The 25,720-nt window shown below is 62.8% G+C and carries 25 protein-coding genes and 1 riboswitch; of the genes, 13 read left to right on the top strand and 12 right to left on the bottom strand.

Annotation, left to right across the window (positions count from 1 at the left end):
- Nucleotides 1-5 precede the first annotated feature (5 nt).
- Both FDM28_RS10250 and FDM28_RS10255 read right to left on the bottom strand, forming a co-directional pair.
- Nucleotides 6-473, bottom strand: a complete 468-nt coding sequence (locus FDM28_RS10250; RefSeq protein ID WP_138515039.1) for a 6,7-dimethyl-8-ribityllumazine synthase — start codon at nt 471-473, stop codon at nt 6-8.
- 88 nt (nt 474-561) lie between these two features.
- A riboswitch (FMN riboswitch) is annotated at nt 562-718 on the bottom strand.
- A 95-nt stretch (nt 719-813) separates the two neighbouring features.
- The gene (locus tag FDM28_RS10255) at nt 814-1,644 is read right to left on the bottom strand and encodes an AraC family transcriptional regulator (RefSeq protein WP_138515040.1); all 831 of its coding nucleotides are present in this window, start codon (nt 1,642-1,644) and stop codon (nt 814-816) included.
- 105 nt (nt 1,645-1,749) lie between these two features.
- Here FDM28_RS10255 and FDM28_RS10260 point away from each other — a divergent pair, with 105 nt between their 5' ends.
- Both FDM28_RS10260 and FDM28_RS10265 read left to right on the top strand, forming a co-directional pair.
- The gene (locus tag FDM28_RS10260; protein ID WP_138515041.1) at nt 1,750-2,994 is read left to right on the top strand and encodes an MFS transporter; all 1,245 of its coding nucleotides are present in this window, start codon (nt 1,750-1,752) and stop codon (nt 2,992-2,994) included.
- Between the two features lie 61 nt (nt 2,995-3,055).
- A complete protein-coding gene (locus FDM28_RS10265) occupies nt 3,056-3,739 on the top strand; it encodes a ProQ/FINO family protein (RefSeq protein WP_338110184.1) in 684 nt (227 codons plus the stop codon).
- A gap of 30 nt (nt 3,740-3,769) precedes the next feature.
- Here the strand turns inward: FDM28_RS10265 and FDM28_RS10270 are convergent, their stop codons facing one another.
- The gene (locus tag FDM28_RS10270; RefSeq protein WP_138515043.1) at nt 3,770-4,273 is read right to left on the bottom strand and encodes an Lrp/AsnC family transcriptional regulator; all 504 of its coding nucleotides are present in this window, start codon (nt 4,271-4,273) and stop codon (nt 3,770-3,772) included.
- Between the two features lie 108 nt (nt 4,274-4,381).
- On the opposite strand from FDM28_RS10270, the gene hppD reads away from it, so the two are divergent.
- From hppD to phhA, 4 genes are read left to right on the top strand one after another with little or no spacing between them, the layout of a single operon-like run.
- Complete coding sequence (gene hppD, locus FDM28_RS10275; protein WP_138515044.1) at nt 4,382-5,470, top strand: 4-hydroxyphenylpyruvate dioxygenase; 1,089 nt, start codon at nt 4,382-4,384, stop codon at nt 5,468-5,470.
- Nucleotides 5,471-5,479: 9 nt separating this feature from the next.
- Nucleotides 5,480-6,025, top strand: a complete 546-nt coding sequence (locus FDM28_RS10280; RefSeq protein ID WP_138515045.1) for a VOC family protein — start codon at nt 5,480-5,482, stop codon at nt 6,023-6,025.
- A complete protein-coding gene (gene fahA / locus FDM28_RS10285; RefSeq protein WP_138515046.1) occupies nt 6,022-7,302 on the top strand; it encodes a fumarylacetoacetase in 1,281 nt (426 codons plus the stop codon). The genes FDM28_RS10280 and fahA overlap by 4 nt, the downstream gene beginning before the upstream one ends.
- 12 nt (nt 7,303-7,314) lie before the next feature.
- A complete protein-coding gene (phhA, locus tag FDM28_RS10290; RefSeq protein WP_240791968.1) occupies nt 7,315-8,169 on the top strand; it encodes a phenylalanine 4-monooxygenase in 855 nt (284 codons plus the stop codon).
- A gap of 64 nt (nt 8,170-8,233) precedes the next feature.
- On the opposite strand, the gene FDM28_RS10295 is transcribed toward phhA, so the two are convergent.
- On the bottom strand, nt 8,234-8,701 hold the full coding sequence (locus FDM28_RS10295) for an Lrp/AsnC family transcriptional regulator (protein ID WP_138515048.1): 468 nt from the start codon (nt 8,699-8,701) through the stop codon (nt 8,234-8,236).
- 128 nt (nt 8,702-8,829) lie between these two features.
- Here FDM28_RS10295 and FDM28_RS10300 point away from each other — a divergent pair, with 128 nt between their 5' ends.
- From FDM28_RS10300 to gloA2, 3 genes are all read left to right on the top strand, one after another.
- Nucleotides 8,830-10,437, top strand: coding sequence for an aminotransferase class V-fold PLP-dependent enzyme (locus tag FDM28_RS10300; RefSeq protein WP_138515049.1), 1,608 nt, complete (start codon nt 8,830-8,832; stop codon nt 10,435-10,437).
- Nucleotides 10,438-10,521: 84 nt separating this feature from the next.
- The gene (locus FDM28_RS10305) at nt 10,522-12,285 is read left to right on the top strand and encodes a thiamine pyrophosphate-binding protein (RefSeq protein WP_138515241.1); all 1,764 of its coding nucleotides are present in this window, start codon (nt 10,522-10,524) and stop codon (nt 12,283-12,285) included.
- 11 nt (nt 12,286-12,296) lie between these two features.
- Nucleotides 12,297-12,683: an SMU1112c/YaeR family gloxylase I-like metalloprotein gene (gene gloA2, locus FDM28_RS10310; RefSeq protein ID WP_138515242.1), complete on the top strand. Its 387-nt coding sequence runs from the start codon at nt 12,297-12,299 to the stop codon at nt 12,681-12,683.
- A 73-nt stretch (nt 12,684-12,756) separates the two neighbouring features.
- Here the strand turns inward: gloA2 and FDM28_RS10315 are convergent, their stop codons facing one another.
- Nucleotides 12,757-13,347, bottom strand: a complete 591-nt coding sequence (locus FDM28_RS10315; protein ID WP_138515050.1) for a hypothetical protein — start codon at nt 13,345-13,347, stop codon at nt 12,757-12,759.
- 146 nt (nt 13,348-13,493) lie between these two features.
- Here FDM28_RS10315 and FDM28_RS17745 point away from each other — a divergent pair, with 146 nt between their 5' ends.
- Nucleotides 13,494-15,050: a winged helix-turn-helix domain-containing tetratricopeptide repeat protein gene (locus FDM28_RS17745; RefSeq protein ID WP_138515051.1), complete on the top strand. Its 1,557-nt coding sequence runs from the start codon at nt 13,494-13,496 to the stop codon at nt 15,048-15,050.
- A gap of 47 nt (nt 15,051-15,097) precedes the next feature.
- On the opposite strand, the gene FDM28_RS10325 is transcribed toward FDM28_RS17745, so the two are convergent.
- The 6 genes from FDM28_RS10325 to FDM28_RS10350 all read right to left on the bottom strand — a co-directional run bounded on the left by FDM28_RS10325 (nt 15,098) and on the right by FDM28_RS10350 (nt 21,251).
- A complete protein-coding gene (locus tag FDM28_RS10325; RefSeq protein WP_138515052.1) occupies nt 15,098-16,726 on the bottom strand; it encodes an ABC transporter substrate-binding protein in 1,629 nt (542 codons plus the stop codon).
- A 29-nt stretch (nt 16,727-16,755) separates the two neighbouring features.
- On the bottom strand, nt 16,756-17,751 hold the full coding sequence (locus tag FDM28_RS10330) for a peptide ABC transporter ATP-binding protein (protein WP_138515053.1): 996 nt from the start codon (nt 17,749-17,751) through the stop codon (nt 16,756-16,758).
- The gene (locus FDM28_RS10335) at nt 17,748-18,725 is read right to left on the bottom strand and encodes an ABC transporter ATP-binding protein (protein WP_138515054.1); all 978 of its coding nucleotides are present in this window, start codon (nt 18,723-18,725) and stop codon (nt 17,748-17,750) included. Before FDM28_RS10335 ends, FDM28_RS10330 begins: the two co-directional genes overlap by 4 nt.
- A 19-nt stretch (nt 18,726-18,744) precedes the next feature.
- The gene (locus FDM28_RS10340) at nt 18,745-19,644 is read right to left on the bottom strand and encodes an ABC transporter permease subunit (protein ID WP_138515055.1); all 900 of its coding nucleotides are present in this window, start codon (nt 19,642-19,644) and stop codon (nt 18,745-18,747) included.
- Complete coding sequence (locus FDM28_RS10345) at nt 19,644-20,654, bottom strand: ABC transporter permease subunit (RefSeq protein ID WP_138515056.1); 1,011 nt, start codon at nt 20,652-20,654, stop codon at nt 19,644-19,646. The genes FDM28_RS10340 and FDM28_RS10345 overlap by 1 nt, the downstream gene beginning before the upstream one ends.
- A 171-nt stretch (nt 20,655-20,825) precedes the next feature.
- Nucleotides 20,826-21,251, bottom strand: coding sequence for an SWIB/MDM2 domain-containing protein (locus tag FDM28_RS10350; protein WP_138515057.1), 426 nt, complete (start codon nt 21,249-21,251; stop codon nt 20,826-20,828).
- Between the two features lie 179 nt (nt 21,252-21,430).
- Between FDM28_RS10350 and rraA the strand changes: the two genes are divergently transcribed.
- Nucleotides 21,431-21,952, top strand: coding sequence for a ribonuclease E activity regulator RraA (gene rraA, locus FDM28_RS10355; protein WP_138515058.1), 522 nt, complete (start codon nt 21,431-21,433; stop codon nt 21,950-21,952).
- Between the two features lie 7 nt (nt 21,953-21,959).
- On the opposite strand, the gene FDM28_RS10360 is transcribed toward rraA, so the two are convergent.
- Nucleotides 21,960-22,913, bottom strand: a complete 954-nt coding sequence (locus FDM28_RS10360) for a DMT family transporter (protein WP_138515059.1) — start codon at nt 22,911-22,913, stop codon at nt 21,960-21,962.
- A 132-nt stretch (nt 22,914-23,045) separates the two neighbouring features.
- Here FDM28_RS10360 and FDM28_RS10365 point away from each other — a divergent pair, with 132 nt between their 5' ends.
- The gene (locus FDM28_RS10365) at nt 23,046-24,413 is read left to right on the top strand and encodes a glutamine synthetase family protein (protein WP_138515060.1); all 1,368 of its coding nucleotides are present in this window, start codon (nt 23,046-23,048) and stop codon (nt 24,411-24,413) included.
- Between the two features lie 128 nt (nt 24,414-24,541).
- On the top strand, nt 24,542-25,702 hold the full coding sequence (locus FDM28_RS10370; protein ID WP_138515061.1) for an extracellular solute-binding protein: 1,161 nt from the start codon (nt 24,542-24,544) through the stop codon (nt 25,700-25,702).
- The last annotated feature ends 18 nt before the right edge of the window (nt 25,703-25,720 follow it).

Raw genomic sequence — 25,720 nt, forward strand, 5'->3', positions numbered from 1 at the left:
TGGTGTCAGCCTTCGTGGGGTGGCAGGGCCTGCAAGCTGCGCAGGGTTTGCAGGCAGGCTTGCGCGACCTCGGTGCCTTTTTTCACAAAGTGTTCGCGGAAGAAGCGCAGGTGCTCCTCGTGCTCATGGAAATCGCGCGGCGTGAGCACGGCGCTGAAGACGGGCACATCGGTGTCGAGCTGCACGCGCATCAACCCGTCGATGACGGCGGTGGTCACAAACTCGTGGCGGTAAATGCCGCCGTTGACGATGAGGCCGCAGGCAATGATGGCGTCAAACCGGCCGCTGCGGGCCAGCCGCTGGGCGTGCAGCGGAATCTCGAAGGCGCCGGGCACTTCGATATGGCTCACCTGCTCGGGGGCTACGCCCTGTCGCTGTAGCTCGGCCAAGGCGGCTTGGGTGCTGTTGTGGACGATGTCGCGATGCCAAGACGAACTGATGATGGCAATGCGCGGCGAAGAAGTCTGATTCATGGTGCTCTCACAATGAGGATTAACAAGAATCAGGGCGCACGCAAACGCAGAACCGGCGCGCGCAAACGCGCGAGCCGGCACCTAGTGTGCGCGATCTCTTTCATCCGGACTGTGACCGTCGGCTCTGGCATCTCACCAGATCTGCTGACCCCCACCTGCAAAGGCCGGTGGGGGCGCTCGCGGGCTGCTGAGGTCAAGCCACAGATACCGCCGGTGGGGAATTCCGCCCCGCCCTGAGAACGCGGCAGCCCTCGCGGACTGCGGGCGGGATTGTAGCCACCTTGCGAAAACCATGAGCCCCATAGGCCTCTAGCGCCCGTACCTTGTGCGCAAGCAGCTCCTATTTTGATAGCGATTTGCTCTGGAAGTGGCGCGGCGCTTTGCCCATGGCCTGCTTGAACATGGCGGAAAACGCGCTGTCGCTGGCGTAGCCGCTGGCCGCCGCCACCTGGGCAATCGGCACACCGCGCGCCAGCTGGGGCAGGGCGTGGGCCAGCACCGCCTGGGTGCGCCACTGCTGGTAGCTGGTGCCCAGCTCTTCACGGAACAGGCGAGCCACCGTGCGCTCGCTGGCACCCACCTCGGCCACCCATTCGCGCAGCTGGTTTTTCTCGGCCGGGTCGCGCAGCACGGCCTCGCACAGGGCGCGCAGGCGCTTGTCGCCATGCACCGGGTGGGGCATGGGCACGCCGAGAGCCTGGGTGTCGGCGTGCTGGATTTCGTCCAACGCCAGCGCCATGACGGCGTTTTCCCGTGCGCTGGCCTGGCTGCCCTGCAGCGCCCCGATCAGCTCGCGCAGCAAGGTGCTCACCACCAGCACACGGCACTCGGTCCAGTCCGGGGGCAGGGCGGTGGGGGCGATGTCCACGGTGCGCAGCTCAGCGTTCTCCAGCACCACCACGTTGTGCTGCACCTGTGGCGGTATCCAGACGGCGCGGCTGGGCGGCACGATGAAGGTGGTTTCGCGCTCGCCCTGCGTGACCGTGACTTGCATCAAGCCGCTGGCGCAGTACGAGAATTGGGACCACGCGTGCTGGTGCGGCTCGATGTGGGCGTTCATGGCCAGCGCCCGGCCACGGCTGCGCACGGGGCGCTCCCGCGTGGGCGGGCGGTCGGGCGAGAGGTCGCTCTGCACCGGGTGCAGGCGGGTGGGTTTGGTGGTGCGGGTCATGGCAACAGCGCAGAGGGGCAGGGTTGGCGGGGGATTGGCTGGTTTGCGATGATTATTGTCTTTTTGTCGCATTCCAGAAAATCCGCACGACCGTACGATGCAGGCATGACTACTGCCACCTTACCCGCTTCCACCCCTCCCGCAGCCCCTTTCCGGCAAGACGCCGCGGTGATCGGCCTGGTCGGTCTGGCGCACGCCAGCTCGCACTTCGGGCACCTGTTGTTGCCGCTGCTGTTTCCGGTGTTCATGCAGGAGTTCGGCCTGAGCTACTCGCAGCTGGGCTTGCTGATGACGGTGTTTTTTGTGGTGTCCGGCGTGGGCCAGGCTTGTGCCGGCTTTGTGGTGGACCGGTTGGGGGCCCGCCCCTTGATGTTTGTGGCGCTGAGCCTGTTTGCGGCGGCCTGTGTGGCGGGCTCGCTGGTGACGGGTTACCCCGCACTATTCGCCGTGGCTGTGTTGGCGGGCCTGGGTAATGCCACCTTCCACCCGGTGGACTTCACCATCCTGAACCAGCGGGTGTCGGCTCCTCGGCTGGGCTACGCCTTCAGTGCGCATGGCCTGACGGGCAACCTCGGCTGGGCGCTGGCACCGGTGTTTTTTGCGGGGCTGGGGGCCCTCATCGGCTGGCGGCAGGCCTACCTGGCTGCGGCGCTGATGTACCTCGGCGTGATCGCTTTGTTGTTCGTGCAGCGCGCGCATTTGCACACCACGGTGGTGCGCAAGCCAGAGCCGGTGGCGGGCGCCGCGCAAGCCGAGCACGACATGGCTTTCATGAAGCTGCCGGTGGTGTGGTGGTGCTTCGGTTTCTTTTTGCTCTCCACCATGACGCTGGCGGTGGTGCAGAGCTATGCCGTGTCCATCTTGAAGGCCATGCACGGCGTGAGCTTTGAGGCGGCTACGCTCACCATTTCGTCCTACATGCTGTTCGGGGCGGTGGGCATGTTCATTGGCGGTTTTGTGGCGGCCAAGTCCCAGCACTCCGACCGCGTGGTGGCTCTGGCCATGGCCGCAGGCGCCGCATTGCTGGCCTTGTGTGGCACGGGCTTGCTCGGAGCCACCGGCACCATGGTGGTGTTGGCCATTACCGGCTTTGCGGTGGGCATTGGTGGTCCGTCGCGCGACATGATGATCAAAAAGGCCACCCCCAAGGGTGCGACTGGCCGGGTGTATGGCCTGGTGTATTCCGGGTTGGACACGGGTTTTGCGATCTCGCCGCTGGTATTCGGGGTGTTTATGGACCGGGGCTGGTACGGCGCCACCCTGTTGGGCGCCGCCTTGGTGTTGCTGCTCAGTGTGGGTGCCGCGCTGGGCGTGGGCAAGCGCACGGCCAAGCCTTTGCAGGCCGCTTGAGGCGGGGCGCTGAAATGTTGGCATGATGGAGGGCTTTGTTGCCCGTCCACTTACCTTATTCATGACCGATTCCGTGACCCCCGCCGCCCCTCTGGCGGAAGACTCCACTGCTGCTGCGCCTGCCCCCCAAAAAACCAAAAAGGCCGGCCCCGCCAAGCCCGATGTGTTTCCGGTGCTGGAGAAGCTCGCGGCTTTGTATCCCAAGCATTTCGGTGCGGAGTTTTTGCCGCTCAAGCGCGGCATTTTTCAAGATTTGCAAACGCTGCACCCTGATGCGTTTGAGCAAGAGCTCTTGCGAGCCGCGCTGGCTTTTCACACCCGCTCCACCCGTTACCTGACGGCCGTGGCCTCCGGCTTGCCGCGCTACGATTTGCAAGGGGAGGTGGCTGAACCCATGGCGCCGGAGCATGTGCACCATGCGCTGGTCGAGGTGTTCCGCCGCCGGCAGGTGCGCACCCAAGAAGATTTGCGCCCCAAGCTGGTGGCCCGCATGGTGCGGGCGATGGAGGTCTCAGGCCTGGCCCCCGGTGCCTATGCCGACCTGGTGCGCAGCAAAGACGAGGCAGCCAACGCCGCGCTCGAAGTCGCCCGCGCCGAGGTGGAGGCCCGTGCCGCCAAAAACGAGGCCTTGCAGCGCGCCTTCCAGGCGAGTGGCAAAACGGCAGCCGAATTTGCCGACATGTATGGCCTGGACGCTGCGGCCATGCGCCGCTTGCAGGCCAGCCAGGCAGCGGTCAACGCGTAATCGGGAGCGGGCCGGGCGCCGTAGCCCTGCTCACACGTGGCGCTTTAAATGCGCCAGTGGTAGCTCGGTGCTGCTTTTGATGCGGCCCAGCACGATGTTGGACCGGATGTGGCCCACCCCTGGAATACGGGTGAGGCGACGCAGCACCTGCTCAGACAGCACGCTCAAGTCCGCTGCCACGATTTGCAGGATGTAGTCGGACTCACCGGCCACCGAGTAACACTCCAACACTTCGGGAAAGCTGGCCATCTCGCGCTCGAAGGCCAGGCCCTCGTCGCCGCTGTGGCGCGTGAGCGTGACATAGGTGATGGCGCGCACGCTCAAGCCCACGGAGGCAGGTTCCAACAGTGCCACATAGCGCCGGATGATGCCGGCCGCCTGCAGGCGCTGCACCCGCCGGCTGACCTGCGAGGCCGACAGATGCACCTGCTCCCCGATCTGCTGGTGCGTGGCCTGTGCATCCCGCTGCAGTGCAGCAAGAAGGCTGATATCAAAGCTATCAAGCAATGAATCTTCATCTTTATTGGTTTTCATGCATAAATTATGCATAGATGACCCGCGGCACCCCTTAAATTGCACGCCCCTTGCATGGCAGATTGACCACAATCAAGGCTTCAAAAATAACGTTTGAGGAGTCTCTCCATGACAGCCAGCACCACCGATTTGTTTGAGAACCCCATGGGCCTGATGGGTTTTGAGTTCGTGGAGTTCGCCTCGCCCATCGCGGGCGTGATCGAGCCGGTGTTTGAGCGCATGGGTTTCACGCTGGTGGCCAAGCACCGCTCCAAAAACGTGGTGCTCTACCGCCAGGGTGACATCAACTTCATCGTCAACCGCGAGCCCAAAAGCGTGGCCGGCTACTTTGCCGCCGAGCATGGCCCCAGCGCCTGCGGCATGGCTTTTCGCGTCAAAGATTCGCACCACGCCTACAACCGCGCGCTGGAGTTGGGTGCCCAACCCGTGGAGCTGCGCCCCGGCCCCATGGAACTGAACCTGCCGGCCATCAAAGGCATTGGTGGCGCGCCCTTGTACCTGATTGACCGCTATGAGGACGGCAAGTCGATTTACGACATCGATTTTGAATTCATCGAGGGCGTGGACCGCCACCCGGTCGGCCATGGCTTGAAGCTCATCGACCACCTGACGCACAACGTGTACCGCGGCCGCATGGCCTTTTGGGCCGACTTTTATGAGCGCCTGTTCAACTTCCGCGAAATCCGCTATTTCGACATCAAGGGCGAGTACACCGGCCTGACCTCCAAGGCCATGACTGCGCCGGACGGAAAAATCCGCATCCCGCTGAACGAAGAGTCCCGCCAGGGCGGAGGCCAGATTGAGGAGTACCTCATGCAATTCAACGGCGAAGGCATCCAGCACATCGCGCTGATCTGTGACGACCTGGTGAGCACCGTGGACAAGCTGGCCATGGCCGGTGTGCCGCTGATGACCGCGCCCAACGATGTGTACTACGAGATGCTGGAAGGCCGCCTGCCCGGCCATGGCCAGCCGGTGGCTGAGTTGCAAAGTCGCGGCATTTTGCTGGATGGCTCTACAGAAGGCGGTCAACCGCGCCTGCTGCTGCAAATCTTCTCGCAAACCCAGTTGGGCCCGGTATTCTTCGAGTTCATCCAGCGCCAGGGCGACGAAGGCTTTGGCGAGGGCAACTTCAAGGCCCTGTTTGAATCGCTGGAGCGTGACCAGGTACGCCGCGGCGCCTTGGAAACCGCGTAAGGAGGCTTCATGAAAATCGATAGCATCCACCACGTGGCCTACCGCTGCAAAGACGCCAAAGAGACCGTGCTCTGGTACCAGAAGATGCTGCACATGGACTTTGTGCTGGCCATCGCTGAAGACCTGGTGCCCAGCACCAAAGCCCCAGACCCCTACATGCACGTTTTTCTGGACGCAGGGCAGGGCAATGTGCTGGCATTTTTTGAGCTGCCTACCCAACCCCCCATGGGGTGTGACCCCAATACGCCCACCTGGGTGCAACACATCGCCTTCAAGGTGAAAGACCGCGCGGAGCTGTTGGAGTTCAAGGCCCACCTGGAGGCGCAGGGCGTGGATGTGCTGGGCGTGACCGACCATGGCATGTTCCACAGCATTTACTTCTTTGACCCCAACGGCCACCGGCTGGAGCTGTCGTGCCCCGACCCGGACGAGCAAGCCAAGCTGGCGCAGATGGACGCCGTGAAGTGGCAGATGCTGGAGGAGTGGAGCGTGACCAAGCGCGCGCCCAAGCACGCCGCCTTTTTGCACGCCAATGAGTTTGGAGCCAAGGCATGAGCGCGGCGGTGCTGACCCTGGACGCCACCCACGCGCCGGACACCCGTAGCTGGGTGGAGTCGGCCAATGCGCCGGATACCGACTTTCCTATCCAGAACCTGCCGTTTGGCCGCTTTCGCCACAACCCGCTGGAGCCTTGGCAAATCGGGGTGGCCATTGGCGACCGCGTGCTCAATCTGCACGCCACCGGCTTGATCGACCACCACGATATGCACCGCCTGATGGCGCAACCCATGGCTCAGCGCCGCGCCTTGCGCTTGGCTATTTGGGAGGGGCTACGCGAAGGCTCTGCACTGCAAAAAGTGTGGACCGATGCCCTGCTGCGCCAGACCGAGGTGGAGCTGGGCCTGCCCTGCGAGGTGGGCGACTACACCGACTTCTACACCGGCATCCACCACGCCACCACCGTGGGCAAACTGTTTCGCCCGGACAATCCGCTCTTACCCAACTACCAGTGGGTGCCCATTGGCTACCACGGCCGGGCCAGCAGCATTGGCGCCAGTGGCCAGCAATTTCACCGGCCCCGTGGGCAGACCTTGAAGCCCGGTGCCAGCGTGCCCGATTTCGGGCCCAGCGCGCGGCTGGACTATGAGCTGGAACTGGGCGCCTGGATGGGGCAGGGCAATGCGCTCGGTGCTCCTGTTTCCATAGCAGATGCCGAAGAGCACATCTTCGGTCTCACGCTGTTGAACGATTGGAGCGCGCGCGACGTACAGGCGTGGGAATACCAGCCGCTCGGCCCGTTTTTGGCCAAAAACTTTGCCACCACCGTGTCACCCTGGCTGGTGACCATGGAGGCGCTGGCCCCGTTTCGCGCCCCCTTTGTGCGCGATGCTGCACACCCCCAGCCGTTGCCGTATCTGGACAGCGAGGCCAACCGCGCCCAAGGCGCACTGGACGTGCAACTCGAAGTCTGGCTGCAAACCCCCGCCATGCGGGCGGCGGGCAACGCCGGTGTGCGCCTGTCGCAATCCAATATGCGCGATGCCTACTGGACGCTGGCGCAGCTCGTGGCCCACCACACGGTCAACGGGTGCAACCTGCGCGCGGGCGATATGTTGGGCACCGGCACCTTGTCCGGCCCAGCGCCGGAGCAGGGGGGCTCGCTGCTGGAGCTGACCCTGGGCGGCAAGCAGCCCATCACTTTGCCCAACGGCGAGACACGCACCTTCTTGCAGGATGGCGACACCATCATCCTGCGCGGGGCCTGCGAGGCTGCGGGGGCACGGCGCATCGGCTTCGGCGATTGCCGGGGCACGGTGCTGCCCGCACGTTGAGCGGGGGTGGCGGTGAACGACTACACCATTCCCCAGCACTGGGCGCACTACAGCGCTACCGACCACGCCGTGTGGAAAACGCTGTTTGAGCGTCAGACGGCGCTGCTGCCCCAGCTGGCCTGCCGCGAGTTTGTGGAGGGCATGCGTGCCTTGCCCCTGAGCGCGGAGGCGATTCCCGACTTTGCCGCCCTCAACGAGGTGCTGATGCCCCGCACCGGCTGGCAAGTGGTGGCGGTGCCGGGGCTGGTGCCGGACGAGGTGTTTTTCAACCACCTCGCCAACCGGCGCTTTCCGAGTGGCAACTTCATCCGCCGCGCGGACCAGCTGGACTACCTGCAAGAGCCCGACGTGTTTCACGACGTGTTTGGCCACGTGCCCATGCTCATGCACCCGGTGATGGCGGACTTTATCCAGCTGTATGGCGAGGCAGGCCTGCGGGCCCAGCGCATCGGCAAGCTCACCGAGCTGGCGCGGGTCTACTGGTACACGGTGGAGTTCGGGCTGGTGACGGAGCTGGTGCCGGGCGAGGCCGGCATCCAAGAAGCTTTGCGCATTTACGGTGCGGGCATTGCCTCGTCATTCACCGAGAGCGGCTTTGCGGTGCAAAGCCCATCGCCCCACCGCATCGGGTTTGACTTGGAGCGGGTCATGCGCACCCGCTACCGGATCGACGATTTTCAGGAGTGCTACTTTGTGCTCGACAGCCTGGACGACCTGCTGGCCCTGGCCCGCATCGACTTTGACCCGGTCTACGAGCGGCTGAATAGTGGCCCGACGTACACGCCTGCTGATGTGTTGGCCACGGACCGGGTGTTTCAGCAGGGCGATGGCAGTTACGCGCGCAGCCGCTTGCCGGTGGCGGCGTGACAGGTTGGCGGGCTATTTGAATAAAATACGCCCCTAGCGCCCGTGGAATATCCGCAAGCTGCTATCACAATGGTAGCGCCGTGGTGCTTTTGATTTGCTCCATGGAAAACGCCGACGACACGCCGGAGAGCTCGGCGAGCTGGATCAGGCGCTTGTAAAAGCGGTCGTAGCCGGCAATGTCGGCGGCCACCACCTTGAGCAGGTAGTCCACATCGCCGCTCATGCGGTGAAACTCCTGCACCTCCGGCATGGCGGAGACGGCGGCGGCAAACTCGCGCAGCCAGGCCTCGTCGTGCCGGTTGGTGCGCAGGCTCACGAACACGGTCACCGGCAGCCCGGCCTGCGCGCGGTTGACGATGGCCACTCGCTTCTCAATCAGCCCCGACTCCTCCATGGCCTTCACCCGTTTCCAGCACGGGGTGGTCGAGAGGCCCACCTTCTCGCTGAGTTGGGCCACCGACAGGGTGCCGTCTTCCTGCAGTGCGCTCAGAATCGCGCGGTCTGTGCGGTCCAGTATTTTGGTGGTTTCCATGGCTGTAATTTTTTAATAAAGAGAATGAACATTCTATTTAATTGAAATAAAGGAGGATTTTCAGAACGTTTGTTCGTGGCTGCCTGCCTACCATCAAAGGCTTCATTGATGTTGCCCACGAGCCCGCCATGCACGCACCTGCCCACGAGATTTACCTGGACTGCAATGCCACCACCCCCGTGCTGCCCGCCGCTGCGGACGCCGCCCTGCGCACCCTCAAGGGCCAGTTCGGCAACCCCAGCAGCAGCCACAGCACCGGCCTGCGGGCCAAGGCGCTGCTGGACGGCGTGCGCGCCCGGGCCGCGCGGGTGCTGGGCACGGGCGCGGGGCAGTTGCTGTTTGTGAGCGGCGCCACCGAGGGCATCCAAACCGCGGTGTTGTCCGCCCTGTGCGCAGTGCAGGCGCGGCGCGCGGCGGGTGAGCGGGTGGACGGGCCGATTCTGCTGGGTGCCACCGAGCACAAAGCCGTGCCCCAGGCGATCGCGCACTGGAACCGCCTGCTGGGCCTGAACCTGCCGGTGCTCACGGTGCCCGTCAACGCGCAGGGCCTGCATGACCTCGCTTTTTTGCAGCAGCACCTGCCGGGCGCGACCCTGCTCTGCACCATGGCTGCCAACAACGAGACGGGCGTGGTGTCTGATCTTGCCGGCATCGAGGCCGTGTTGCAGGGCAGCGGTTCGCGGGCCTTGTGGCTGGTGGACTGTGTGCAGGCGCTGGGCAAGCTGGCTTTGAACCTCGCGGCTACCCGCATCGACTACGCGCCGTTCTCCGGCCACAAGTTGTATGCCCCCAAAGGCATAGGCATGCTGTATGTGCGCGCCGGCAGCCCCTATACCGCGCTCATGGCCGGTGGCGGCCAAGAAGGGGGCAGCCGCGCCGGCACCGAAAACATGCCCGGCATTGCCGCGCTGGGCGCGGTGCTGGAGGTGTTGGAAGCAGGGGGCGAGGGCGTTTTCCGCTCCCACGCGCAACTGGCCCGCGACCGCGCCCGCCTGGCCGACGCACTGCGCGCCGCTTTTCCTGCGGTGGTGTTCAACATGCCGTTCGATGGCAGCCTGCCCACCACGCTCAATTTTTCGGTGCCTGGTCTGGAGAGCAAGACCTTGCTCAACGTGTTTGATGCCGCAGGCATGCGCATCAGCGCGGGCAGTGCCTGCAGTGCCGCCAAGGCCGAGCCCAGCTATGTGCTGCAGGCCATGGGCCTGCCGGAGTGGCAAACCGTGGGCGCGGTGCGCCTGTCCATAGGCGCCACGGTGGACGACGCGTTCATCGATGAGGCCTGCACCCGCATTGCCCGTTGCGGTGAGGTGTTGCAGGCATTGGCAGGTGAAAGGCCAACCGAAGCGGCGGCGGTGCAGTTGCAGGTGCAGGTGGAGGCGGGCGATGCTCCCGATGCCCACGGCGTCTGCGCCCCCGCCTTGGCGGCTTTTTTCGAGCGCCACCCGCATGCCCGTCTGGTGGATGTGCGCGATGTGGCCGAGCACCAGGCCGGTGCCCATCTTCTGCCCTGGAGAGATGCACTGCCGGCGGCGCCAACGCTCAACCTGCCGCTGGACACCCTGCGGCATACCATGCCCGCAGACACATCTGCAGAGGTGCTGCAGTCCTTCGGGCCGGTGCTGATGTTTTGCCGCAGCGGTGCGCGCAGCCGGCAGGCGGCGGCTTGGCTGCGCGAGCGCGGGCACACCCAGGTGTGGCATCTGGAGGGCGGCTTGGCGCTGGCCGAAATGGCATGAGAAATGTGGCGTGTGGCATGAGGGAAGCGCATGCCTCCCGGCGGCACAATGGCGGGCATGCAGACACACCAATCCACCCCTGACATGACCCCTCCTGCACTGGCCGGCCACCTGCTGGTGCAATGCCTTGTAGCGCAAGGCGTGACCCACGCGTTCGGCGTGCCCGGCGAGAGCTATCTCGCGGTGCTGGACGGGTTTCACCGCTACCGCGAACACATCCAATTCATTGTGAACCGGCAGGAGGGCGGCGCGGCCTTTATGGCCGAGGCGCACGGCAAGCTCACCGGCCGCCCGGGCATCTGCTTTGTGACACGCGGGCCGGGCGCCACGAACGCCAGCATCGGCGTGCACACCGCGTTTCAAGACTCCACGCCCATGGTGCTGTTTGTGGGCGATGTGGCCAGCGACCAGCGCGACCGCGAAGCCTTTCAGGAAATGGACTATCGCGTCATGTTCGGCCCCAGCGCTCTGGGCATGGCCAAGCGGGTGGAGCGCATTGACGATGCGGCCCGCATTCCCGAATACGTGGCCCGCGCGTTTGCCACGGCCATGAATGGCCGCCCCGGCCCCGTGGTGCTGGTGCTGCCCGAAGACATGCTGACCCAGGCACTGGTTCCGGCAGCGAATGGCAAACTGCCCCAGCCGCTGGCCCGCGTGGAGCCGGTGGAGGCCTGGAGTGACCCCGGCGCCTTGCGGGATCTGCGCCAGCTGCTCCTGAAAGCAGAGCGCCCCTTCGTCATCGCCGGTGGCGGCGGGTGGACACCGCAGGCCGCCCAGGCGCTGCAACGTTTTGCCGAAAACTGGCGTCTGCCGGTGGGCAATGCCTTCCGCTTTCAGGACACCTTTGACAACCACCACCCGCAGTACGCGGGTGACGTGGGCATAGGCATCAACCCGGCGCTGGCCAAGCGCGTGCGTGAGAGCGACCTGATCATCGCCATCGGCCCCCGGCTGGGCGAGATGACGACTGGCGGCTACACGCTATTGCAAGCCCCCAAAACGGCGCAAACGCTGGTGCACATTCACGCCAGTGCCGAAGAGCTGAACCGCGTCTACCAGGCAGACCTGGCCATCCACGCCAGCATGCGCGCTGCGGCCCGCTCGCTGGAGGTGCTGACCGCGCCGGTACACCTGCCATGGGAGGCCTGGACCGCAGGCTGCAACGCTGACTACCAGGCCAACCTGGTGCCCAGCGTCATCCAGGATTTGCCTGCTGACAACGAGCGCGGGCTGGTCGATATGCCCTCGGTCATCGCCACGCTGCAAAAGCACTTGCCGGCCGATGCGGTGCTCACCAACGGCGCGGGCAACTTTGCCAGCTGGCTGCACCGCTTTTACCGCTACACCGGCTTGGCGGCTGGCTTTAAGACGCAGCTGGCCCCCACCAACGGCGCCATGGGTTATGGCGTGCCGGCCGGCATTGCGGCCGCCATCGTGAGCCAAGGCGTGGCTGGCCAAGCCGGCACCGGGCGGGTGGCCTTTACCATCGCCGGGGATGGCGACTTTTTGATGAACGGCCAGGAGCTGGCCACCGCGGTGCAGTACGGCGCCAAGAGCATCATCCTGCTGCTCAACAACGGCATGTACGGCACCATCCGCATGCACCAGGAGCGCGAGTACCCGCAGCACGTGGCAGGCACAGCACTCGCCAACCCCGACTTTGCGGCGCTCGCCCGCGCCTATGGCTACGCGGGTGTCACCATCCGCAAGAGCGCCGACTTTGAGGCGGAGCTGCTGGCGGCGCTGGAGCGGCCCAACGGCACGGTGATCGAGGTGGTGCTGGAGCCCGAGCTCATCAGCACACGTGGCACCCTGAACGCCATGACCCAAGCGGCCCTGAAGCGATGAGCACGCCTGCCTTGCAGCTGCAGGCGGTGCACCACGTCGCTCTCATTGCGTCGGACTACGCACGCTCCAAGCATTTCTATGTGGAGGTGTTGGGCCTGAAGGTGGTGGCCGAGCACTACCGCGCCGCGCGCGATTCCTGGAAGCTCGATCTGGCGCTGCCAGACGGCACGCAGCTGGAGCTGTTTTCGTTTCCTGCGCCGCCGGCACGCCCATCGCGCCCGGAGGCCTGTGGGCTGCGGCACCTGTGTTTTGCGGTGGTGGATGTGGCTGCTGCCAAGCAGGCGCTGGAGGCGCAAGGCGTGGTGGTGGAAGACATCCGGGTGGATGAGTACACCGGCAAGCGCTTTACCTTTTTTGCCGACCCCGATGGCTTGCCGCTGGAGTTGTACGAAGCGTAGCAGGCCGCGGTGTGGCGGATTGCTATCAATTAAATAGCTGCTTGCGCATATTCCAAAAGCGCTAGATGCTCTTTTAGCTCAAAGCGATGCGGCGGAAGAAGCCTGTGCCTGTGGGAGCGACAGCAGGAGACGCTGCAGGCTTGGGGGCGCCCAGAGGCGGCACCAGAATGAAAGGGCCGGGGCCTTGGTCCGTCCATTGCGAGCAGGCCATGACATAGCTGGGGCCATGCTCCGGCGTGTCGGTATCCACAATCAGGGCAATGCGCAGGCCGCTGAAATCGGTTTGGGTGTAGAGCCTGCGCACGCCCACGGCTCCTGCGATCTCCGGAAGCGGCACCGCACGTGCGGGCGTCCAGCGCTGGTGCAGATAGCTGCTGCCGGAGCTGGCAATTTCGCTGCGGTATTGCAGAGTCAGGCCTTGGGCGGCCATGACAACCAGGGTGTCGTCGCTGTGGCGGCCCACAGTCACAAAGTCGGCCTGCAAGCCCAAATTCTCCAGGCGCTGGCCGGCAGAGTCCGGGCCGCTGCCGGCAATAAAGCTCCACACCATGCCGTCCGGGCCGATGCTGATGGCTTCATCCTGCCCCCGGCTGTTGCGCAACAGGGTGGTTTGGCGCCACAGGCCTTGCGGGTTGGTGCTGCGGTGGTGGTCAGAGTGGGGCATGGCAAAGTGTTTGTTATGGGCAACGACGTGAGACAGAGTGTGGAGCGCAGGGGCCCCAAAAGTCTTCAAGGACTCCTTAAAATTCCTGAATTCGTTGGCGCTTCATCGTTGGAGCGGTCTCCCCTTACAAAGAAAGCACAGCTCCCGTGAACTCTTTATCCACCGGCACAGATGCCGGCGTCAGTGTTTTTGGTGCTTTCACCTTGCAGCGGCATGAGCGTCGCCTCCTGCGCGACGGGCAGCCGCTCTTGGTCGGGGCCCGGGCCTTCGACGTGCTGTGTGTGCTGGTCGACCACGCGGGCGAGCTGGTCACCAAAAAACAGTTGTTTGACATGGTGTGGCCCGGTCTGGTGGTGGAGGAAAACAACCTGCAGGTGCACGTGTCCAGCTTGCGCCGCATGCTGGGGGCCGATGCGATTGCGACGGTGCCGGGCCGGGGCTACCGGTTTGCCTTGCGCTTGGCGCCTGCGTCCTCCGGCGGCGCTTCGGCTTCAGACGCCGGCGATCAACAAGCCTATCGCCGCACCATTGCGGTCCTGCCGTTTGTGAACCTGGATGCCGACCCAACGCAGGAGTATTTTTCGGACGGGCTGGCAGAAGACATCATCAGCCACCTCACCCGCTCGCCGTGGCTGCTGGTGGTGTCGCGCAATTCGTCTTTTGCCTACCGCAATACCCGCGAGAGCAATCAGGCCGTGGGTGCGGCCTTGCGGGCGCGCTATCTGGTGCTGGGCAGTGTGCGCCGCGCCGCGCAGACGCTGCGCATGACGGCCGAGCTGGTGGACACCACCACGGGCAAAACGCTGTGGGCTGACAGGTTTGACCGCCCCTTGGCCGACTTGTTTGCGGTGCAGGCCCGTATTTCTGCCCATATCGTGAGCGCGATTGAGCCGGTGTACCTGCACAGCGAGGAGCGGGTGGCCGGCGAGGTGCCGCAGCACAGTATGGAGCACTGGGATTTGCTGATGCGCGCCCGCTGGCACTTCTGGCGCACCACGCCCGACCATGTGCTGCAAGCCCAAGCCTTGCTGGATCGCGCGCTGGAGATTAAGCCCGGCGACCCGGCCAGCCTGTGTTTGCTGTCGTTCACCTACATGGCCAAGGTCTGGGGCGCCTGGGCGGAAGACCCGCGGGCGGCGGTGGCCGAGGCGCACCGGCTGGCTTTGCTGGCCGTGCGCAATGACGAGCGCGATGCCTTTGCCCACTTCACGCTGGGCACGGCCTTGTCGTGTGCCGGGCAGATGCAGGCAGCCATTGCGGAGCTGGAGTGCGCGCTGGCCTTGTACCCGCAGGCGGCTGCGGCCGCCGGGGAATTGGGGCGCTTGCTGGTGTTTTCCGGCCGTACCGAAGAGGCGGAGGAGTTCATTCTGCAAGCGGTGGATGCCAGCCCGCACGACCCGCACCTGAGCTTGTGGATTCGCAGCCGTGCCATCGGCTGCTTTATCGAGGGCCGTTATGCCGATGCCGTGCGCTATGCGCGCGAGGCTACGGCCAAACGCGCCGACTGGTATTTCAACCACCTGTTGTTGGCGGCCTGCCTGTCAGCGGCGGGAGACCTGCCGGCCGCCCAAGCCAGTTTGAGCCAGGCGCTGGGTGGCCGGGGTTACAACCTTCAGGCCATCACGATTGGCCACCCGTTTGTGCATGAAGAACACCGGGCCCGCTTTTTGGCCGCGCTCGCCGCTGCCGGGTGGCAAGCATAAAAAAGGGCCGGTAAACACCGGCCCTTTGTGCATCCTGCAAGGCAGGATTACTTGATGTCCACGCCGTAGAAGGTGTGGCGGCCAAACGGGCTCAGTTTGAAGTCGACCACTTCCTTACGCACGGGCTTCAGTTGCACCGCGTGGGCAATGGTGAACCAGGGTGCTTGCTCCTTGAAGATCACCTGGGCTTTTTCGTACAGCTTGGTGCGCTCGGCAGGGTTGGACACCACCTTGGCTTTTTGCACCAAGTCTTCAAACGGCTGGTAGCAGAACTTGGCCACGTTGGAGCCGTTTTGCTTGGCCGAGCTGCAACCCAGCAAGGTGTTCAAGAAGTTGTCCGGGTCTCCGTTGTCACCGGTCCAGCCCAACATGCCCATCTGGTGCTCGCCCGCTTGCATGCGCTTGCGGTACTCGCCCCACTCAAAGCTCTTGATTTCAGCCGTCACGCCCACCTTGGCCAGGTCGGCTTGCATCAACTCCGCAATGCGCTTGGCGTTGGGGTTGTAGGGGCGCTGCACGGGCATGGCCCACAGGTCGGTGGTGAAACCGTTAGGGTAACCAGCTGCCGCCAGCAGCTTTTTGGCCTGCTCGGGGTTGTAGAGGTCGTCCTTCAGGTTCTTGTTGTAAGACCACTGGCCCGGAGGAATCGGGTTGACCGCAGCCACACCGGTGCTCAGGTACACGGCGGAGACGATGGCCTTTTTGTCGATGGCCATGTTGATCGCCTTGCGCACGCGCACGTCGTCAAACGGCTTCTTGGTGGTGTTGTACGCCAGGTAGCCGATGTTCAAGCCGGGCTGTTCCATCACAGTGACGTTGGCGTCCTTGCGGATGGCGTCCAGGTCTGCGGGGTTGGGGTAGGGCATGACATGGCACTCACCCTTTTGCAGCTTGGCCCAGCGCACGGAGGCATCCGGGGTGATGGAGAAGATCAGGTCATCGATCTTGGCCTTGCCAGCCCAGTACTGGGCGTTGGCCTTGAAGCGGATGATGGAGTCTTTTTGGTACTGCACCACTTGGAAGGCGCCGGTGCCCAGGGGGTCCTGGTCGATCTTCTCGGGCGTGCCGGCCTTGAGCATGGCAATCGCGTATTCCTTGGACTGGATACCGGCGAACTGCATAGCCAAGTTGGCCAGGAAAGGCGCCTCAGGCTGGTTCAGCGTGATCTTGACGGTGTACTCATCCACCTTGTCCACGGACTTGAGCAGCTTGGGCATACCCATGTCGCCAAAGTAGGCGTGGTTGGGGCTGGTGACGCGGAAGTAGGGGTCGTTCTCTTTCCACTGACGCTCGAACATGAACAGCACGTCATCCGCATTGAAATCGCGGGTGGGCTTGAAGTTCTTGTTGGACTGGAACTTCACGCCCTTACGCAGCTTGAAGGTGTATTCCAGACCGTCTTTGGAAATGGTCCAGCTCTCAGCCAGAGAAGGCTCTACCTTGGTGCCGCCACGCTCGAAGTGCACCAGGTTGTCGTAAATCTGCTCGGTCACGTCGAAGGACGTGCCGGTGGTGTTCACGCCGGGGTAGAAGTTCTCGGGGCTGCCTTCGGAGCAGTACACCAGGGTCTTGGCAGCTACCGGCGACAGTGCCAGAGCAGCGGGCAGGGCCAGGGCACACAGCAATGCACTTTTGGTGCGTCGTGCAGCCGTAGCTTTCTTCAGGGTCAGGGTCATTGGAGATACTCCTCTGGGGTTGATGCTGCCTATGCAGCGGGTTGGCTAAATGCGGAAGCTTCATGACAAGCAACTTGCCTGCCAGCCAAGGGCTGCAGGACAGGCCGCTCGGCATGGCAGCGATCGGTAGCGTGCGGGCAGCGGGTAGAAAACACACAGCCGGCCGGCGGGTTCAGCGGGGAGGGCAGCTCGCCCTTGAGCACGATGCGCTGGCTTTTGCCGCCGGGCGCGTGCATGCCGGGCGTGGAAGCCATGAGTGCCTGGGTGTAGGGGTGCAGCGGCTGCTCGAACAGCGTGGTCTTGTCGCCTTGTTCCACCACCTGGCCCAGGTACATCACCATCACGTCGTGCGCGATGTGGCGCACCACACCAAGATCGTGCGAGATGAACAGGTAGGCCAGGCCCAGCTCCTGCTGCAGATCGGCCAGCAGGTTCAGCACCTGGGCCTGGATGGACACGTCCAGTGCCGAGACGGGTTCGTCGGCCACGACCAGCGCGGGGTCCAGCATGAGCGCGCGGGCAATCGCGATGCGCTGACGCTGGCCGCCCGAGAACATGTGCGGATAGCGCTCGTAGTGCTCAGGGCGCAGGCCCACCTTGGCCAGCATGGCGCGGGCTTTCTCCTGGCGCTGGGCGGCCGACAGCTCGGTGTTGATTTCGAGCGGCGCCTCCAGGATCTGGCCGATGCGCTTGCGCGGGTTCAGCGAGCCATAGGGGTTCTGGAACACCAGCTGCACCTTCTGGCGCAGCGTGGCCTTGTGCTTGGGGTCTGTGGCGTCCACACCGGCGAGCTGCAGGCTACCGGCGGTGGGCGATTCGATGAGGGAGACCATGCGCGCCAGCGTGGACTTGCCGCAGCCGGATTCGCCCACCACAGCCAGCGTTTTGCCGGCCTGCACAGAGAACGACACGCCGGAGACCGCTTGCAGCTGGTCGGGCTTTTGCAGGAAGCCGCGGCGGATGGTGTAGACCTGACGCAGGTCTTTGGCCTCTACCACAGTAGCGTTGGTGTGAGGGGTGCTCATGCCGCCACCTCCTGTGCGCCCAGGGCAAAGTGGCAACGCACGCTGCCGCCATTCCATGGGGTGAGGGCGGGGCGTTGGTCGCATGCGCCTTGGCGGGCGTGGCTGCAACGGGGGGCGAAGAGGCACCCGTCCGGCCGGTCGTACAGGCCCGGCACCATGCCGGGGATGGTGTTGAGGCGGCTCTGGTGCATGCTGCGTTCGGGCATGGCGGATAGCAATGCCTCTGTGTAGGGGTGTGCGGGGGCCGCAAACAAGGCGTCTGCCTCACGTTGCTCCATGACCTGGCCGGCGTACATCACGGCGACGCGCTGGGCCATGTCGGAGACCACGCCCATGTTGTGGGTGATCAGCACCAGGGCCATGCCACGGTCTTTTTGCAGGCTCTTGAGCAAATCCAGAATCTGCGCCTGAATGGTCACGTCCAACGCCGTGGTGGGTTCGTCGGCAATCAACAGCTTGGGGTTGCAGGCAATGGCCATGGCAATCATCACACGCTGGCTCATGCCGCCGGAGAGCTGGTGGGGGTAGACCTTGAGGCGGCTCTCCGGCGCGGGAATGCCCACTTGCTCCAGCAGTTCGATGGAGCGTTTGTGGGCGGCTTTTTTGTCCAGGCCCAGATGCAGTTTCAGTGTTTCCGCCAGCTGGAAGCCCACGGTAAAACATGGGTTCAGGCTGGTGGTGGGGTCCTGAAAAATCATGGACATGTCTTTGCCGGTGAAGCGCCGGCGTTCGCGGTCGCTCAGGCCCAGCAGGTCGTGCCCATCAAAGCGCAGCTTTTTGGCTTGCACGCGACCGGGAAAGGCCACCAGACCCATCAGCGCCATCATGGTGACGCTTTTGCCCGAGCCGGATTCACCGACCACGCCCAATACTTCTCCAGCCTCCAGTGAGAGGCTGACATCCTGCACCGCATGCATCACGCCGTTGTGCGACGGGAACTCTACGGACAGGTTTTCAATTTCTAGCAATGCCATGGTTATGTGTCTCGTTGCCTTAGCGTTTGAGTTTGGGGTCGAGTGCGTCGCGCAGACCATCGCCCAACAGGTTGAACGCCAATACCGTGATCAGGATGGCCAGGCCGGGGAAGGTCACGACCCACCAGGCGCGCAGCACAAATTCGCGGGCATCGGCCAGCATGGTGCCCCACTCTGGTGAGGGCGGCTGTGCGCCCAAGCCCAAGAAGCCGAGTGCGGCGGCATCCAGAATGGCGGTGGAGATGCCCAGCGAGGCCTGCACGATCAGCGGGGCGGTGCAGTTGGGCAACACCTCGCTGAACATCAGACGCAAATGGCTGGCGCCTGTCATGCGGGCCGCCGTCACGTAGTCACGCGAGGTTTCAGCGATCACGGCAGCACGCGTAATGCGCACATAGTGCGGCAGCACCACGATGGCTACAGCCAGCATGGCGTTCACCAAGCCGGGTCCGAGGATGGCCACAATCACAATAGCCAGCAGCAGGCTGGGGAGGGTGAGGATGATGTCCATCATGCGCATGATGGTGATTTCCAGAATGCCTTTGAAGTAGCCCGCAACCAGGCCCAGCACCGTGCCGACCACCACCGACAGGGACACCACGGCAATGCCGATCACTAGAGACAGGCGCGCGCCGTGCATGAGGCGCGAGAGAATGTCGCGGCCGATGGCGTCGGTACCCAGCAGGTAAGCGCGCGAGCCACCCTCTTGCCAGGCAGGAGGCTTCAAAAAGGCAGCGTTGTTGGTCAGGTCAGGCGGGTAGGGTGCAATCCAGGGCGCCAGCAGTGCCATCAACAGCACGAGGACCACAATGGCCAAGCCGGCCAAAGCCCCTTTGTTGCCTTTGAAGTAGCGCCAGAATTCCTGCAAAGGATGGGACGGTTGTGACGCCACCGCAGCGTTCAGCGTAGTAGTGCTCATTATTTTTGGTGGCGGATGCGCGGGTTGATGATGCCGTAGGTGATATCCACCAGCAGATTGACAGTCATGACCATCAGGCCAAGAAGCAGCATGCCGCCTTGCAGCACTGGGTAGTCGCGGCGGCTGATGGCTTCAATCAGCCACTTGCCCACGCCGGGCCAGGAGAAGATGGTTTCGGTCAGGATGGCTCCAGTAAACAGCACGCCCACTTGCAGACCGATCACGGTGATCACCGGAATCATGGCGTTGCGCAGGGCGTGCACTGCGACCACCCGCAGCCCCGTCAGGCCTTTGGCGCGCGCGGTGCGGATGTAGTCTTCGCCCATCACTTCCAGCATGGCGGAGCGCGTCATGCGGGCAATGACGGCCAGCGGGTTGGTGCCCAACACAATCATGGGAAGAATCAGGTGAGACGCGGCCGACCAGAAGGCGGCGGTCTCCCCGGCCAGCAAGGTGTCTATCAGCAAAAAGCCGGTGACCGGCTCAATGAAGTACTCCACCGCAATACGGCCGGACACCGGTGTCAGGTCCAGCTGCACCGAGAACAACAAGATCAGCAGCAAACCCCACCAGAAGATAGGCATGGAGTAGCCGGTCAGCGACACCCCCATCACACCGTGGTCCAGGATGGAGTTGCGTTTGACAGCGGCAATGATGCCCGCCGGAATGCCGATCAACAGCGCAAAAATGATGGCACACACCGCCAACTCGATCGTGGCCGGGAAGAGGGTGGCGAACTCGCGCAACACCGGCTCCTGGGTGATGATGGACTTGCCCAAATCTCCCTTGAGCACTTTGCCGATGTAGATGCCGTACTGCACCATGACGGGTTGGTCCAGCCCGTACTCTTTGAGCAATACCGCGTGCCGGGCCGCATCAATGCCGCGTTCGCCGGCTAGGGTTTCAATCGGGTCGCCCGGTACCAGGCGAATGAGGAAGAAGGCGAGCAGCGTCATGCCGAAGAAGGTCGGGATGATGAGGCTCAGTCGTGTAAAGATGAATCGAAGCATGAGGGGGTGGATTCTAGGCACGTAGTGCAGAGCAGAGGCATGATCTGGCGCAATAACGACTAGCGACTTTCCCTTATGGGGAAAGGCGCCAGTCACCCAAGTGACAGGAGGCTTGAAAACGACAAAGGCCGCGTGGGTGCGGCCTTTGTATCAGTCATCAGCAGGGGCTGATTACTTCAGGTGCTTGCCGATCAGGCCAGCCAGTTCGAACATGGTGACTTGGGCTTTACCGAAGATTTCTTTCAGCTTGGCATCTGCATTGATGTTGCGCTTGTTTGTAGCGTCTTGCAGGCCGTTTTTCTTGATGTAAGTCCACAGCTTGCTCACCACTTCGGTGCGGGGCAGTGCGGCTGCGCCGACCACGGCAGCCAATGCAGCGCTAGGTGTCAGTGCCTTCATGAACGCGGCGTTCACTGTGCGCTTCTTGGCGGGAGCCTTGGTAGCAGCAGCTTTTTTGGCAGGAGCGGCGGCCTTCTTGGCGGGGGCTGCTGCTTTGGCAGCTACTTTCTTTGCGGGAGCTGCAGCTTTGGTAGCGGGTGCAGCCTTCTTTGCTGGAGCAGCGGCTTTCTTTGCCGGTGCTTTTTTCGCAGTTGCCATGATCGATTGTCCTTTTGTAGAAGTTGGTTTACCGCCAGTAAAAAACAGCTTCTTCACTGGTAACGCACATGCTAATGGCAAAAAAGCACCTTTCCAAGGGAGCACATCCATTTTTCCGAGGGAAATGTTGTTTTTTCCATTGGAGAATTACACAAACAAACCCTTTGAGGAGCCTGGAGATGACTGCACCCTTTGCGACCTGTGATTTTTGCGATGCCTTCAAGGCTGATACCAGTGGCGATTTCCGCGTATTGCCGCCCGTGTTTCGCGACTTTGGTGGGCGTCAGGTTTTTTGCGGACCTGTGCAAACGGTGCAGTGCCTGGATGACAACAGCCGCGTCAAAGAAGCCGTGGAGTCGCCGGGTTGGATAGACACCCCGGCGGGTCGCGTCGGCAAGGTGCTGGTGGTCGATGGCGGTGCGTCTTTGCGCAAGGCTCTGTTGGGTGGCAACCTCGCGGCGGCCGCAGCTCGCAATGGCTGGGCTGGTGTGCTCGTGGATGGCTGTGTGCGCGACGTGGCAGAGCTCGAACAGCAGGCTATTGGTATCCGGGCATTGGCTTCCATGCCACTGCCCACCGACCGCCGTCAGCAGGGTGTTGCCGATGTGCCCGTGCGGGTGCAAGGGGTGTGGGTGCGGCCTGGTGACTGGCTGTACGCCGACCGCGACGGCATCGTGGTCAGCCCGCGTCCCTTGCTGTAAGGCCTGCTCAGGCGTGGTGTGAGTGTGCCGTGTCTTTGCCCGGCAAGGTGGCCAATACCACGCTCAGCAGGGCAATGCCGAAGGCCAGCAGTTGCAAGCCGCCCAGGGGCTCACCCAGCACCAGCACCCCGACCAATGCAGCGGAGATAGGCAGCATCACGGTGAATACACCGGCCCGGGAGGCAGGCACATGTTTGAGCCCTGTCATCCAGAGCCACACGGTCCACACGCTGGCCGCCAGCGCGTAAAACACCAGCAAGAGCCAGGAAGGGGCGGGTACTGCCGCGAAGGAAAAGCTCCACGCGGTGTAGAGGCCGAAGGGGGTCATCAATGCAAAACCCCACAGATTGATGAGCGAGGTAATGCGGCGGGGGGTAAGCGCGCCGGTGAGCTTTTTGGCAATGACGGCGTAGGCGGCTTCACAGAGCACCGCCGCGAAAACCAGGGTGTTACCCAACCACGCACTGTTGGGCATCAAATCGCCCTCTGGCGCAGGTGCACCATGCGCAGGCAGCTCATTTTTTGATAGCGCCAGCAGACTGATGCCCAGCACGCTGCAGGCTACGGCAGCCCAGGTGCGTGGGGTGACGCGCTCTTTCAGAAACACCCAGCTCATGACTGCCACCACGGCCGGGATCGACGCCATGATGACCCCGGCAGAGACGGCGGTGGTCATGCTCACCCCAAAGAGCATGCAGATGGAAAACAGGAAGTTGCCGAAGAACGACTCCAGGAACAGGTATTTGCGGGTGGCTGGAGTCATGGCAGGCTCATCGGCCGGGCGCTTGAGCCAATGCAGCGTGGCGAGCCCGCCAATGCCAAACCGCAGCCAAGCCAATAAAAACACCGGCAGCACCAGCACCAGAGGCTTGGAGAGCGCCACATAACTGCCTACCAGCGCCATGCTGAGAGCGAGGAGTCCGTACGACAACAGGTGGGAGGCGGGGCGTGTTTGCGGCATCAGGCGATTAACAAAGAAGCGAAGCGCGCAAGCCTACACCAAGCCCGGGGCATTGCCACGCAGCTGCGCTGCAGAAGCATGTGGTCGGGTTACAGTGGCATCACGAAGCGTGGCTTTTCAAGGAGATGAGAAATGACAGAAAACAAAACTATGAATTTCAACGACCTGGAGCAGTGGCTGAACGAGCGGCGGGTGACCGAGGTGGAGTGCCTGGTACCCGACTTGACGGGGGTGGCGCGTGGAAAAATTCTGCCGCGCGGCAAGTTCACCGAAGACCGTGGCATGCGCTTGCCGCAGGGCATTGTGGCCATGGGGGTCACAGGAGAGTTCCCCGAGAGCGGCCCGTATTACGACGTGGTGGACCCCACCGACAAGGATATGCAGTTGCGGCCGGACCCGTCATCGGTACGCATCGTGCCGTGGGCCACCGACCCCACGGCCCAGGTGATCCACGACTGTTTTGACCATGAAGGCAAGTTGGTGCCTTTTGCGCCACGCAGCGTGTTGCGCCGCGTGTGCGATTTGTTTGCCGCGGAAGGGTTGCAGCCCATCGTGGCTCCGGAGCTGGAGTTTTACCTCACGGCCCGCAACACCGATCCCAACACCCTGCTGCGCGCGCCCATTGGCCGCAGCGGACGGGCCGAAACCTCACGGCAGGCGTACAGCATCGATGCGGTGAACGAGTTTGACCCCTTGTTTGAGGAGATTTACGACTACTCCGACAAGATGGAGCTGAACGTGGACACCTTGATCCACGAGGTGGGCGCCGGGCAGATGGAAATCAACTTCTTCCACAACAAGCCCCTAGGCTTGGCGGATGAGGTGTTTTTCTTCAAGCGTACCGTGCGCGAGGCTGCCTTGCGCCACGACATGTACGCCACCTTCATGGCCAAGCCGATTGCCGGTGAGCCGGGGAGTGCCATGCATGTGCACCAGAGCCTGGTGGACATCGCCAGCGGGCAAAACGTGTTCAGCAACCCGGATGGCACGCCGTCGGAAGCCTTCATGCACTACATCGGCGGACTGCAGCGCTACATCCCCGCCGCCATGGTGCTGGTGGCCCCGTATGTGAACAGCTACCGCCGCCTCTCTCGCAATACGGCGGCACCTATCAACATCGAGTGGGGGTATGACAACCGCACGGTGGGCATCCGTTCGCCCATTTCATCCCCTGCTGCCCGCCGGGTGGAAAACCGTGTGATCGGTGCGGACGCCAACCCCTATGTCGCCATGGCCATGACCTTGGCTTGCGGCTACTTGGGGCTGAAAAACAAGATCAAGCCCAAACCCGAAATGCGGGGGGATGCGTACCTGTCACCCTATGCCTTGCCCCGCAGTTTGGGTGAGGCGCTGGATTGGCTGCGCAAGGAGTCTGATTTGCATGAGGTGCTGGGCAAGGAATTCATCACCGTGTACTCCGAGATCAAGGAGTTGGAGTTTGATGAGTTCATGAAAGTGATTTCGCCGTGGGAGCGTGAACATTTGTTGCTCCATGTGTAAACCCTTGTGGCCGGCCGTATTTGGGTGCCGCGCCACTTCTATAATATTTTTTGGTCTGAATATTGCTTGAATCAGGCCCTTGGCCTTGTGTATCTGTTCGAACCCTTTTCACCGGAGATGAACCCCCCATGAATAAGTACCTTTGCTCGTTTGCGCTGTCGGCGCTGGTTTTGGCCGCTTGCGGCAAAAAAGAAGAAGCGCCCGCTGCTGTTGCCGCACCCGCGCCGGTAGCCAGCGCCCCCGCGGCGCCTGCCAACACCGAAGAAAAGGTGCTCAACATCTACAACTGGCCGGACTACATTCCCGAAGGCATGGTGGCCGCGTTTGAGAAGGAAACCGGCATCAAGGTGAACTACGACACCTTTGAAACCAACGAAGCCTTGCACGCCAAGTTGGTGGCTGGCAACACGGGTTACGACTTGGTGGTGCCCGGCACGGTGTTTGCCAAGCCCCAGATCGAAGGCGGCCTGTTGCAACCTTTGGATAAATCCAAACTCAAGAACCTCGGCAACCTGGATCCGGCTTTGCTGGCCACCATGACCAAGGCGGACCCGGACAACAAGCACCTCGTGCCTTGGGCCTGGAGCTTCACCACCGTGGGTGTCAACAAGACCAAAGTAGAAAAAGCTTTGGGTGGCATGCCCATGCCTGAAAACGCCTGGGACTTGGTGTTCAACCCCAAGTACACCGCCAAGCTGAAGTCCTGCGGTATTGCCTACCTCGACTCGCCGACTGAAATTTTGCCTGCTGCGTTGCATTACATCGGCAAGGATGCTTACTCCAATAGCAACGACGATTACAAGGAAGCCGCTGGAATGCTGGCCAAGGTGCGCAAGGACGTGCGTTTGTTCAGCTCCACCATGATCGACGATATCGCGGGCGGCAAGGCGTGCGCCGTGGTGGGCTGGGCTGGCGATATCAACATTGCCGCCAATCGCGCCAAAGAGAACGGTTCCAAAGACGTGATCGAGGCGCTGTTGCCCAGCACTGGCGCTCTGATCTTTATCGATTCGATTGCGATGCCTAAGGATGCCAAGCACCCCAACAACGCCCATGCGTTCATCGACTTCTACCTGCGCCCCGAAAACGCAGCGCAGATCGCCAACGAGATGAACTACAACACCGGCAACAAAGCGGCTGTGGACAAGATCAAACCTGAGATCGCTGGCAACAAGAGCATCTTTGTAGAAACCGAGTATTTCGGCAAGATGATCCCGCCCAGCAGCTTCTCCAATGAAGCGCGTGAAGCGATGGCCAACGCCTACAACGCGTTCAAGAAGGGCAAGTAATTCTCTGCGCTGAGCGCC

The organism is Rhodoferax bucti (genome assembly GCF_005876985.1).
Classification (GTDB): Bacteria; Pseudomonadota; Gammaproteobacteria; order Burkholderiales; family Burkholderiaceae_C; genus Allorhodoferax; species Allorhodoferax bucti.